At 36.6% G+C, this 13,328-nt stretch carries 10 protein-coding genes; 6 read left to right on the top strand and 4 right to left on the bottom strand.

Annotated elements, in window-relative coordinates; genetic code table 11:
* Nucleotides 1-93: 93 nt before the first annotated feature.
* Nucleotides 94-1,071, bottom strand: a complete 978-nt coding sequence (locus G7Y56_RS02440; protein ID WP_165040798.1) for a PhoH family protein — start codon at nt 1,069-1,071, stop codon at nt 94-96.
* Nucleotides 1,072-1,298: 227 nt separating this feature from the next.
* Here G7Y56_RS02440 and mutS point away from each other — a divergent pair, with 227 nt between their 5' ends.
* The 6 genes from mutS (at nt 1,299) to G7Y56_RS02410 (ending at nt 10,461) form a co-directional block, all read left to right on the top strand.
* The gene (mutS, locus tag G7Y56_RS02435; RefSeq protein ID WP_185153975.1) at nt 1,299-3,881 is read left to right on the top strand and encodes a DNA mismatch repair protein MutS; all 2,583 of its coding nucleotides are present in this window, start codon (nt 1,299-1,301) and stop codon (nt 3,879-3,881) included.
* An 85-nt stretch (nt 3,882-3,966) separates the two neighbouring features.
* Nucleotides 3,967-4,911 carry a UDP-glucuronic acid decarboxylase family protein gene (locus G7Y56_RS02430; RefSeq protein ID WP_165022825.1) on the top strand — a complete coding sequence of 315 codons (945 nt, stop codon included), beginning with the start codon at nt 3,967-3,969 and terminating at the stop codon, nt 4,909-4,911.
* Complete coding sequence (locus G7Y56_RS02425; protein ID WP_165040794.1) at nt 4,912-6,618, top strand: hypothetical protein; 1,707 nt, start codon at nt 4,912-4,914, stop codon at nt 6,616-6,618.
* Nucleotides 6,619-6,627: 9 nt separating this feature from the next.
* Nucleotides 6,628-8,388, top strand: a complete 1,761-nt coding sequence (locus G7Y56_RS02420) for a hypothetical protein (protein WP_165040791.1) — start codon at nt 6,628-6,630, stop codon at nt 8,386-8,388.
* A 23-nt stretch (nt 8,389-8,411) separates the two neighbouring features.
* Complete coding sequence (locus G7Y56_RS02415; RefSeq protein ID WP_165040789.1) at nt 8,412-9,128, top strand: glycosyltransferase family 2 protein; 717 nt, start codon at nt 8,412-8,414, stop codon at nt 9,126-9,128.
* A 163-nt stretch (nt 9,129-9,291) separates the two neighbouring features.
* The gene (locus tag G7Y56_RS02410; protein WP_165040787.1) at nt 9,292-10,461 is read left to right on the top strand and encodes a DUF4468 domain-containing protein; all 1,170 of its coding nucleotides are present in this window, start codon (nt 9,292-9,294) and stop codon (nt 10,459-10,461) included.
* Between the two features lie 6 nt (nt 10,462-10,467).
* On the opposite strand, the gene G7Y56_RS02405 is transcribed toward G7Y56_RS02410, so the two are convergent.
* The 3 genes from G7Y56_RS02405 to G7Y56_RS02395 all read right to left on the bottom strand — a co-directional run bounded on the left by G7Y56_RS02405 (nt 10,468) and on the right by G7Y56_RS02395 (nt 13,311).
* Nucleotides 10,468-11,586: a glycosyltransferase gene (locus G7Y56_RS02405; RefSeq protein WP_165040785.1), complete on the bottom strand. Its 1,119-nt coding sequence runs from the start codon at nt 11,584-11,586 to the stop codon at nt 10,468-10,470.
* Nucleotides 11,587-11,593: 7 nt separating this feature from the next.
* Nucleotides 11,594-12,640 carry a glycosyltransferase family 9 protein gene (locus tag G7Y56_RS02400; RefSeq protein WP_165040783.1) on the bottom strand — a complete coding sequence of 349 codons (1,047 nt, stop codon included), beginning with the start codon at nt 12,638-12,640 and terminating at the stop codon, nt 11,594-11,596.
* Between the two features lie 65 nt (nt 12,641-12,705).
* The gene (locus G7Y56_RS02395) at nt 12,706-13,311 is read right to left on the bottom strand and encodes a DUF4254 domain-containing protein (protein ID WP_165040781.1); all 606 of its coding nucleotides are present in this window, start codon (nt 13,309-13,311) and stop codon (nt 12,706-12,708) included.
* Between the last annotated feature and the right edge of the window lie 17 nt (nt 13,312-13,328).

Genomic DNA, 13,328 nt, shown 5'->3' with positions numbered 1-13,328 from the left:
ATTTTATATCTTTATTATACTTGATATTATAACACAAAAACGTCATCAAAGTTAACAGAAAGTCTGTTAAAAGCAATGATTTTTTCTAAGAGATTAATGCTCAAAGCCTTTCTTTTCTAGTGTTTCTTTTTTATTTCGCACATCTTCTTTCTCATAAGCATCGACTATACGCTGCACTAATTTATGACGCACAATATCGGCCTTATCAAATTCAATATAGCCAATACCTTTTACTCCTTTCAACACATGAAGCGCATGCTTCAAGCCCGATTGTTGAGTCGGCGGTAAATCTATCTGAGTCATATCGCCGGTAACAATCATCTTTGCATTCATCCCCAAACGGGTCAGAAACATTTTGATCTGCTGCACCGATGTATTCTGTGCCTCGTCTAATATAATAACAGCATCGCTCAATGTCCGTCCACGCATAAATGCCAATGGCGCTATCTGTATTGCTTTATTTTCTATATAATCTTTCAGCTTTGCCGGAGGAATCATATCTTCCAAGGCATCGTATAGTGGTTGTAAATACGGATCTATCTTATCTTTCATATCACCGGGAAGAAACCCCAGTTTTTCACCAGCTTCTACAGCCGGACGACTTAGAATTATCTTCTTTACCTCTTTATTTTTGAATGCCTTTACAGCTAAAGCGATCGCTGTATATGTTTTACCCGAACCGGCAGGCCCTACACCAAATACCAGATCGTTCTGACCGAAAGCATCTACAAATGCCTGTTGATTGGGAGTGCGGGCACTAATAGGCTTACCATTCAGTCCGAACACGATAAGATTTTCTTGTTTAACCACATTAGGCGATTTTCCTTTTATGATATCTACAATATCTTCTTCCGAAAGCGTATTTCTTTCGCTACAGAATTTCTCAAGTTCTCTTATTTTTTCTTCGAAAAGAGGAATCTCTTGGGCACTACCACTCACCTTTATAACATTGCCCCGAGCAACAATCCGCAGTTTTGCAAAAAGCGTTTTTATAAGTTGTACATTCGCATTATTAGTCCCAAAAAAGACAACAGGGTCTATATTTTCTAAAATTATTATTTGTTCTATCATTCAATTTTATATCAACTGTATACCATAAATAAAAGTTTTTGGTGTCGGGTAAAATGTAATGGTCAAATTTTGGTTACCAAAGATAATTATTATTTTATAATACCATACTACCTGCGAATGAACTTTGTTTCACTTATTTTTTTCTATCTTTGTTTCTTTAGAAATTGTACAATATCAAAATTTAAAGCACGAACATAGTGGCAAAAAAAGTAGCAGAAACCCCTTTAATGAAACAGTATTTAGAGATCAAGAGCCAACATCCTGATGCAGTTTTATTGTTTCGCGTGGGTGACTTTTACGAAACCTTCTCTGAGGATGCAATTGCAGCTTCCGAAATATTAGGAATTACACTAACCCGCCGAGCTAATGGGGCAGCGACTTTTGTAGAATTGGCAGGCTTTCCGCATCATGCATTAGACACGTATCTGCCAAAACTTGTCAGAGCAGGAAGGCGTGTTGCAATTTGCGACCAACTCGAAGACCCTAAGTTAACAAAATCGATAGTAAAAAGAGGTGTTACAGAACTAGTAACGCCGGGAGTTTCGATCAACGACAATATACTCAACCACAAAGAAAACAATTTTCTCTGCGCCATACATTTTGCGAAAAACATCTGCGGAATATCGCTCCTTGATATTTCGACAGGAGAGTTTCTCGTAGCAGAAGGAAAGAAAGAATATATAGATAAGCTGCTTACAAATTTCTCTCCGAAGGAAATATTAGTGGAACGCAGCAAGAAAAAACTATTTGAAGAATATTTCGGCAATCGTTTCTTTATTTTCGAACTCGACGACTGGGTTTTTACTGAAAACACAGCCAAAGACCGCCTTATAAAGCATTTCGAAACGAAAAACTTAAAAGGATTTGGTGTAGATCAGCTAACAAATGGAGTGATTGCTGCCGGTACTATACTTCACTACTTAGATGTCACACAGCATATGCTGATTGGTCATATTACTACCCTATCACGCATAGAAGAAGATAAATATGTACGTCTGGATAAATTCACTGTGCGCAGCCTCGAAGTTATCTCGACAATGAACGAAGGTGGCAAAAGCCTCTTGGATATCCTCGACAAAACAATTTCGCCGATGGGCGCACGTATGCTTCGCCGTTGGTTAGTATTCCCGTTGAAAGACGAAAAGCCTATCAATAGCCGTTTGGCTGTTGTGGAATATTTCTTTAAAGATGTACAATTAAAAACTCTTCTGGAAGAACAATTATCTCTTATCGGGGATCTGGAACGTATCATATCGAAAGTAGCAGTTAATCGTATCTCACCTCGCGAAGTGGTACAGTTAAAAGTAGCACTAAATGCAATAGCACCTATCCGCGAAGCTTTTCTGGCATCAGACGAACCTAGTCTGCGTGAAATTGGCGAAAGACTTAATCCCTGTCCGATCATCCGCGACCGCATAGAAAAAGAAGTACAACCCGACCCTCCTGCTTTACTCCACAGAGGGAACGTTATTCGTAAAGGAGTGAATGCCGATCTCGACGAGTTACGCCAGATTTCACATTCAGGAAAAGACTATCTGCTGAAAATACAACAACGCGAAATAGAAACAACAGGGATATCTTCCCTAAAAATCAGTTTCAATAACGTATTCGGGTATTATATAGAAGTACGCAATGCACACAAAGAAAAGGTTCCTGCGGAGTGGATTCGCAAACAAACCCTCGTAAATGCTGAACGTTATATAACAGAAGAATTAAAGAATTATGAAGAGAAAATACTTGGGGCTGAAGACAAAATACTCGCTCTGGAAACGACTTTATATAATGATTTAGTACTTAGCCTTGTAGAATATATACCTACGATACAGGTAAATGCCAGCCTGATAGCTCAGACAGACTGTTTATTATCGTTCGCCAAAACAGCTAAAGAGAATAAATACATCCGTCCTCAGATCAACGATACCGAGGTTCTAGATATAAAAAATGGACGTCACCCTGTTATTGAGAAACAATTACCACTAGGCGAGGCTTACATTGCAAACAGTGTCTATCTTGACAATGATTCTCAACAAATAATTGTTATTACAGGGCCCAACATGGCGGGTAAGTCTGCATTACTTCGTCAGACTGCACTTATCACGCTGATGGCGCAAGCAGGGAGTTTCGTGCCAGCCGAATCGGCAAAAATAGGGCTTGTAGATAAGATATTTACACGTGTAGGGGCTTCTGATAATATATCCTTAGGGGAATCTACGTTTATGGTAGAAATGAACGAGGCTTCCGACATCCTCAACAATCTTTCGTCCCGTAGCTTGGTTCTTTTCGATGAGCTAGGACGTGGGACGAGTACATACGATGGAATTTCGATAGCTTGGGCGATTGTCGAATACATACACGAACATCCAAAAGCGAGAGCGAAAACTCTTTTTGCAACGCATTACCATGAATTGAATGAAATGGAAAAATCATTCAAGCGTATCAAAAACTTTAATGTATCAGTAAAAGAGATTGACAATAAGATAATCTTCCTGCGTAAGCTGGTAAAAGGCGGTAGCGAACATAGCTTTGGTATCCATGTTGCCAAAATGGCCGGCATGCCTCAAAGTATTGTAAAAAGAGCAAACACTATACTTAAAGAATTAGAAACTGACAATAGAAAACAAGGAATAGCAAAGCCGATAAGCGATATAACAGAACAGCGCGAAGGTTTTCAACTTAGTTTCTTCCAATTAGATGATCCTGTGCTCAGCCAGGTTCGCGACGAAATTGTGTCGTTGGATGTGAATAATCTGACACCAATGGAAGCACTAAACAAATTGAGCGACATAAAGAAAATTGTGGCAGGGAAATAAAATGCTATAATAAGACAAAAGTCAGTAGTATTTTTCGTTCCTTTGCAACTCAAACAAACTAAATAGCAACAACATAACTAGCAATATGAATCGCAAAAAAATATTAGTCACAGGAGGAGCCGGATTTATCGGTTCACATCTATGTGAAAGACTACTTAATGAGGGGAATGAAGTAATCTGTCTGGATAATTATTTTACAGGATCGAAAGACAATATCATTCATTTGATGAATAATCCTTATTTCGAAGTTGTAAGGCATGATGTTGTCCATCCTTTCCACATCGATGTAGATGAAATATACAACCTTGCTTGCCCTGCTTCACCGGTTCACTATCAATACAATGCGATAAAAACAATAAAAACATCGGTAATGGGAGCTATCAATATGCTTGGTCTGGCCAAACGATTGAAAGCGAAAGTGCTGCAAGCTTCGACAAGCGAAGTATACGGCGATCCTAATGTTCACCCTCAACCGGAGAGCTATTGGGGAAACGTAAATCCGATTGGTATCCGTTCTTGTTATGATGAGGGAAAACGCTGTGCCGAGACACTATTTGTAGACTATCATCGCCAAAATGGAGTGAGGGCCAAACTTGTGCGTATATTCAATACTTATGGCCCGCACATGAATCCGAATGATGGGCGTGTAGTTTCCAACTTCATAGTACAAGCACTCAAAGGCGAAGACATAACTATATATGGTGATGGGAATCAGACACGTAGTTTCCAATATGTAGATGATTTAGTGGAAGCTATGATACGTATGATGGCTACCGAAGATTCCTTTATCGGTCCTGTAAATACTGGTAATCCGGGTGAATTTACGATGCTTGAATTAGCAACTCTTGTACTCGAACTTACCGGTTCGAAATCTAAACTTGTATTCCAACCATTACCTAGCGACGACCCGAGACAGCGGAAGCCTGATATAACACTGGCTAAAGAGAAGTTAGGCTGGGAGCCGAAAATACAATTAAGAGAAGGTCTTATTACAACAATTAAATACTTCGACGAAGTTCTAAAGAAATAAATGCTGGCACTTCTTTGCTCGTGGTTAATGATGGTTCTCGTATTTCTTGCTTTTGGAGATATGACATCATCGTTATGGCATAATATCTCAAAGAAGAAAGATAAGTATTCCTTTTTCGATAGTTTCTGGCTAGGAATCTGCTCGACAGGAGTTTTACTCTCTGTCATATCTATCTTTTCCCCTATAAATATTTATATACTTGCTCTTTTTATATCGATATCAATCGTTTATTGGATTATAAAAAGGAAGCGACTAGGAGCTCTATACGAAACAATCAGCACCGGATTAGCTGAACTATCCATTTGGAGCAAAGTAGCCTTAGCCATTTCGTTTGTAGCCATTTTCCTTTTAGCATCGACTACCCCACTGTTGTACGATGAAGGTTTATATCATCTGCAAACAATGATGTGGAGTGAGCAATATAGTGTTGTTCCCGGTCTGGGTAATCTACATGGACGGTTAGCTTTTAATTCTAACTTTTTATTGCTATCTACTTTATTTAATTATCATCCGGATTTTTACCCGTGTTTTTTCTCGATAAATAGTTTATCTCTATTTGTATTTACTACTTGGTTGATAGTAAAAATAAGTAAATCTGAATACTTCGTACAGAAAGCAATGTTATCAATTATTATGCTTCTCTGCATATTCTCATTTGGTATATACCTATCATCAACTTCTACCGATATACTGGCGCATATATTGATTATATATATCTTATTAAGTTGCATTATAGAGAAGAATATTTTACAGGACAAGATACTGATGCTCGTCATCTTACCGATATTTTGCATAACGCTGAAATTATCATCTGCTTTGATCTGCCTGATTAGTATATTCTCTTTAATATCTCTCATTAGGAATAATGAATACAAAAATTTATTGATACTAATGGGAATCTGTGCAATTATCATCATTCCATGGTGTACCCGCTTTATTATTCTTAGTGGCTATCTGGTATATCCGTTCCCTGCGATAGATATATTCGGTTTTGATTGGAAAATGCCGATAGAACAGGTTTTGGAAGAAAAAAATGCTGCTTATGCCTGGCCCAGGATACCCAATGAAGATCCTATCAAAGTATTAAATATGCCATTGACCGAATGGGTACCTATTTGGCTGAAGAACCAATCTTTTTACAATCTGGCACTATATCTTCTGGCCCTTGTTTCACCTATTATAGTCTTAGTCTGCAACAAAGTGCTAAGGCGTAATAGTATATTTATCGTAGTATGGGTAACAGCTATATTCGGCTACCTTTTTGGATTCTTCACTGCCCCCGATCCTCGATTTAGCTTTAGCTTTATTATTTGCAGTGCTTTTATTCCTTATATGTTTTTCTTTTCGCAGGAAGAGAACAGTTTGATGATAAAATCCTTTTTAAAGAAAATAGGCTTTGTTATCCCTTCATTTATTATTCTTAGTATGATCTTATTGACATATATGGGATACAGTCAGGTTAAATATTACCAAGATCCGAATATACCGATATACACCTTATTATATAAGCCACAATCGATTGATTACAAAAAGAATGAGAAAGATTCTAAATTTTTAGAATACAATATAAATAATTCAACGATATACTACCCTGACAATGGTAACCAATGCTTCGACCAGTGTTTACCATGCATGCCATACCCGAATAATAAACTGGAAATGAGAGGAGAGAGGCTTAATCAGGGCTTCAAAACTAAACAAAACTAACTTTTAATTATGCTTGCAATTATTATCACATGGGCAATTGTGGCATTTGTATTTCTTTCTATCGGAAATTTCTGTATTTCTGTTTACAGACAAGTTACAAAGCAAGATACCCCATATTCACTAATAGATACATTTATGATTGGAATGGTATTCACCACTACACTCATAGCCATAAGCTCTTTATTTATTCCTGCCAATTATATATTACTGCTAGGTCTTGTCGCAATCTGCATATTATATTGCTTACTATCGAGAAAGTACCTTCAAACAGGAATCAATTTTTACACAAAGAAGATCAAAGAGCTACCGAAACTACATCTTTTCCTTATTTTATCACCTATTTTCGTTTTTGCAGTACACTGCCTTACTAGTCCGATGTGGGTTGACACACCTTATTATCACATACAAAATATAATGTGGTACGAGCAATACAGTGTAGTGCCCGGATTGGCAAATTTACAAGCTCGTTTTGGATTTAACTCTAATTATTTCTTAGCGTGTTCTACCTTTGGGCTAAAACCTCTTTTCGGACAATATATATTCGGAGTGCATTCACTTTGTCTGGTATTCATTTTCATGTGGGTTATATACAAAACGATTAAGTGTAATTCGGTTTTCCAATCTGTCGTTCCCATCGTGATGATTTGTAGTTTTATTACAGTATATAAGCTCCATATTTCATCCCCAACAACCGACTTGCTTCCCAATTTACTTATTATGTATCTTTTTATAAAGGTATTATTCGACAAGAATACAGTAAAAGATAACCAACTCGTCTTCATCGCCATACCAGCATTCTGCATAACTTTAAAGTTATCAGCATTCATCATTTGCCTATTTGCAGCTTACGTATTATGGATCAATTTTAAAAATAAGAATTATAAAAGCCTCTCGTTTTTCATTTCCACAGGATTAATCATTGTACTACCCTGGTTTATCCGAACAGTAATAATGACAGGATATTTAGTTTTCCCATATCCCGGAATAGACATTTTCAGTTTCGATTGGAAAGTACCCATCGAATATGTCATCGACCAAAAGGATTACATTTATGCTTTTGCCAGAATGGACTCTGCACCTATCGATCAAGTATTAAGTATGCCCCTCAATCAATGGATAACAAAATGGTGGCAATCAGGGATGTTCTATTACAACCCTTATGCTAACAGGTTTTTCTTTATCGCGAGTCTAATGGCAATCATTTCCATGCCTATCATTTATTTTTCGTTAAAAAAGAGAAAGAAAGAACTTAGATACCTATACCTTACTTGGCTAATCGCTTTATGCGGATTCATTTTCTGGTTCTCTTCTGCCCCTGATTTCAGGTTTGCTTATGGATTCATTATTTCGTTAGTTTTTATACCGATACACCTCATTCTAAATACTATAAAGAATGAAAAAATCATTCGTTCAAATCTTAATATTAGAATATTAATTAGTATTTGTATTGTATTATTTTTAACTTTGCAAGCAATTCGTTGGACTTGTTATCAAATAGATACAACACAACCTATTTACAGTTTATTATACAAACCACAAAATATTGACTTTACAAAAAAACTAAAAGAAGATTTTCATAGAACAAAAATAGAATTTGTACCTGTGGAAATTAATAATATGATTATATATACAAGTACGGTAGAAACTCACTGTTACGATTGCCCATTACCTTGCGGTTCGGATTACACTGGAGGTATAGAGATGAGAGGAAAAACTTTACAAGAAGGCTTTAGGACAAAAGAAGGAGCACCATACCGGATAACATATTAATTTACATTAAAAAAAGACCCAACATGAAATTGTCTATCGTCATTCCGGCTTATAATGAAGCTCCAACAATTCATCTTATACTGAATAAAGTTCTAGATGTACAATTGGTAAACAATATACAGAAAGAAATTATAATAGTAAATGACTTCTCAAAAGACAACACAGCAGAAGTTGTTGAAGCATATATTAAAGACCACTCCGAAAGTGACATAAAACTATTTGCCCAACCCATGAATATGGGGAAAGGTGCTGCGTTACACAGAGGTATAGCAGAAGCCACAGGTGACTATATAATAATACAAGATGCCGATTTGGAATATGACCCGGAAGAATACAACATTCTATTAAAACCGATTGTAAATGGTTTTGCTGATGTCGTTTTCGGTTCTCGGTTTATGGGCGGAAATCCTCATCGTATATTATTCTTCTGGCACTCTATAGGTAATACGATTCTAACTTTTGTGTCTAATATGTTTACCAATCTCAACCTTACAGATATGGAAACGTGTTACAAACTGTTCAGAGCAGACATAATAAAATCTATTCCTCTCAAAGAAAGACGTTTCGGTTTCGAACCAGAGGTTACAGCCAAAGTATCTAGATATCCGAATGTTAGAATATATGAGGTAGGTATTTCTTATTATGGACGTACATACGAGGAAGGTAAGAAAATAGGATGGAGAGATGGAGTCAGAGCTTTTATCTGTATGATAAAATACGGATTATTCAGAATCCAATAAATATATTCTGCAAAACAAACAATAAAGGTATCTCGAAATATTCAGGATGCCTTTTTTATTTGGCGTATAATCTTAGATAGTTTCCTTTTACAAAAATTGCTATCTATCCGCATAATTATTTAACTTTAAAGACTCTAATTGTATAAAATAAAAATACCACAGTATGAAAAGCTATATTCTACTTTTTACAGCTCTTTTTTTCTCAATCGTATCCTTGGTTAATGCACAGGAAAATACAAAATATCTGGCAGGGGCAGTATCTGAAACAAATGGCAAGGTAGTTTTCACAAAATCTATTCAGCCTAGTTCAAAATTATCAGGAGATGAACTATTCGATAAAGTGAATGAATGGGCTGAAATATATTTTGGAAAGAATAATCAAAACCCCGACCAACGGATTCTACTGTCTGATTCGGAAAAAAAACAAATAGCCTGTATCGGAAGCATTGATTTAGTTTTCGCCAAAAGAGTCCTTATGCTCGATAAAGCTGTAATGTCTTATCAAATGATTCTTAACATAGAGAACGACATTTGCAATGCAACTATTCGAAATATAAAATACGAATACAACACCGGTAAAGACACCGAGACCCTTGCTGCCGAAGATATGATTACGGATAAAATTGCCGTTCATAAAAATGGACAGAAACTGAATACCTACTACGGTAAATTCAGAACAGCAACAATCGACTCTGTTAATCAAATATTCAACGCTCTTAACCAGCATATCAATGGACATCAAAATACAATGTCCTCATCAGGAAGTCTAACACCTCCAATAGCTGTTATTCCGGAAGTAAAAGAAAATACCGCAGGGGCAACTTTACCGGGCTTCAAAAACATATCACCTCAAGATATACCTGAGAATATTATTAAATTACTCAATGAAGCTGCATTGATAACTTCAGGAAAAGGTGAAAGCACAAATGTTATGACAGCCTCTTGGGGTGGATTGGGTGTATTATGGGAAAAACCGATATCAATGTGCTTTCTGAACCCTACCCGTTACTCGATTAAAACAATGGATGAGGGAGAAACATATACTATATCTTTCTATACCCCGGCATATAAAGATGTTATACAGTATTGTGGAACTACAAGTGGTAAAAATACAGATAAGATAAAAGGTTCAGGCCTTACTCCTATTAAAACACCTTCGGGTGCCACTGCTTTTTCGGAAGCCTCTATGATATTCGAATGTCGTAAATTAGTAGCTCAACCAATATCTGAAGCAGGTTTAAAGATTGATAAATCAGAATTGCCTGATAGTTTTACAAAAGACGGCTTACATAAAATGTATATAGGTGAGATCCTTAATGTGTGGGTGAAATAATAAGAATTACAAGACAGATAAAAAAGATTCGACCGACTGAGTGAAATTCGCCCAGGAAAGTCGAGTCTTTTCTTTTTTCAGATTTTCTATGTAAAGGCTGATCTTATCCTTATCGAAAAATTCCTTAATACCATTTGCCACACCTAGAGGAGTAGGTAAAGAGACAACGAGTCCCGTACCCGATTGTTCAACAGTAGAGCCCAAAGCTCCTACATTGGTTGCGATCATGGGTGTTTCCAGTTGATAAGCCAAAGCCACAACTCCGCTTTGTGTTGCCGAACGATAGGGCAATATCAATACGTCCGCCGCTGAAAAAAGAGTAGAAACCATATCATCGGGAATATATTGCTCAAAAACAATAATATTATCCTTCAATATTGATTTATTAATAAGTTCGGTATACTTATCAAAGCTACCATAACATTCACCGGCTATTATCAGTTGATAACTATCATCTAGTTGATCCATAGCTTCTATTAAAATATCTAAGCCTTTATAATCTCTGATAAGTCCAAAAAACAAGAGGTTCTTTTTGTCCGACCTGACTCCTAATTTACCACATGCTGTATCCTTGTCTGTACGCTCTGCATATTGATCGTAAATAGGGTGAGGCTGCAAAAGAATATTAGCATCATTCTTTAGCGATAAAAGATCATCATAAACAGGTTGGCTCATGACAATAAAAGCATCGCATCTATTAAAAAAGAATCTGGCAAAAGATTTATCTATGATCCTACGCTCATGCGGTATGGCATTATGAACAAGTGAAACCACCTTGATACCCTTATCCAGAAACATACACACAGAGCCGAAAGCCGGAGCAAGAAATGACATCCAATAAGGAATAATCAACACATCGGGCGAGAATTTATTTATAGCACGTGCTGTACCTATATAGGTGAATGGATTTATTGAATTCAAAACCCTTTTACTGTCTATCACCGTTGCCGAATCATCTTGCGATACATACTGCGTTTTGCCGGGAAAAAGAAATTCAGGATATAAGGTTGTAAATGTAAAAGCCTCTACCTCATTATTCTTCGACAACTCTGTATACAATCTTGCATTGAGCTGCGCCAACCCTCCACGATAAGGGTAAAACGGAGATAAAATAGCTATTCTCATAATATCCTCAGTCTTTTTTCTCTTTCTGCTTATCCAGCACCTTATGTATCTTATCGATAATCATAGATTCCGTGATGTACCCCAGGCATGCGTAATCGAATCTCTGACAAGGTAGGTCGCCATATACTGAACAAGGGCGACACTCCAGATCGATCTGAACAGCATTGTCTGGATCTTGACCGAAGCCATAGAATCCCATATTAGGATGTGTTGCACCCCAAACCGACACTACCGGTGTCTTAACCAACGACGCTAAATGCATATTAGCTGAATCCATAGTTAAAACAACATCCATATACGACATGAGCAAAAGTTCATTCTCTAGCTTTAGCTTACAAGAGGTATCTATTACATTAGGATAAGTGCTAGCCCATTTATTCAACACTTCTCTCTCTTCTTTACCCGCTCCCAGCAAGAAAATTGTCGTATCAGGTTCTTTCGAAAGCATCTCAACCACTTTTTCCATTTTCTCTAAAGGGTAAATCTTTCCTTTATGCTTTGCAAATGGAGCGACACCAACCCATCTACCTTTTTTCTCTGTAGCAATCGCCTTAAGATTATAAAATTCGCGAGGAACAAAATAAAGTATATCAGTGAAAGTTATATCTGCAGGGAAACCCAATTTATCAAAAACATCCAAGTAACGCTGCACCGTAGTTTTCAAAGGTGGTACAAGCTTTTTTGTAGCAATCGTCTCAGCTTTTTCTTTACGCCCTTTATCTATACAGGCCACTTTGTGCCCTGTAATTCGCATAATAAATCTTATTATTTTTGAACGTAAAACATCATGTTCATCGGCTACGTGAGTAAATCCCATTACATACAATTTATTAGCCATCCGTAGCAACCCTCGGATACCTTTATGCTTTCCATTTATATCAAATGGAATAACATTTACGTTAAAACCCAAATTCTCAAATAATGGTGCAAAAGACTTGCGGGTCATTACAGAGAAACGGTCTTGAGGGTACTTTGTAGCAACAGAATATATTACCGGTACCAGCATTGCAACATCACCAAAAGACGACAACCTTATTACCAATATTTTAGCCATAAAAAGAAATTAAGTCCATAGAGACATGTATTATATATATGTGTGCTGCTTATTAGTATGAAAAATTATTTTTTCCCATACAATATTGGATTTAATGCAGGATCATTGTACATCTTCATCTGCTTATAAACTTTCATATATTTATTCCCGCTTTCAATATCCAGCAACAATTCGTCAATAGCTGTAGATAAATCCTTTCGTTGTTCAAGTAATATATTTAGTTTTTTCAAACATTCCTGATGATGCTTCTCCTCTACATCTTGGCGATCCACTTCTTGCTGCATATGATATATTTTAAGTGCAAGAATAGATAGACGATCCACTGCCCATGCAGGGCTCTCTGTATTGATTTTAGCCTCCGGCAAAACTTTTACAGTCTTATATTTATCCAGAAAATAGCTATCTATTAGTTCTACTAAGTCTGTTCTTTCCTGATTAGATTTATCGATCCGCCTTTTTATTTTAAGAGCTTCCGATGGTTCAATATGTGGATCTCTAATTATATCTTCCAAATGCCATTGAACGGTATCTATCCAGTTTTTAAGGTAAAGAAGTGATTCTATAGATTGAACCTCATATGGATTACTGATAGGAGTATCTACATTATCTGTTGTATGGTAATTGCTTATTGATTTTTCAAAAATTGAATTACTCAAAGCTGTAAATTTCATATAGCTATATATTAGTA

Origin of the sequence: Dysgonomonas sp. ZJ709 (assembly GCF_011039195.1) — a bacterium.
Lineage (GTDB): Bacteria > Bacteroidota > Bacteroidia > Bacteroidales > Dysgonomonadaceae > Dysgonomonas.
Note: the sequence above shows the minus strand (reverse complement) of the source record. Positions and strands in the feature narration are given on the sequence as shown.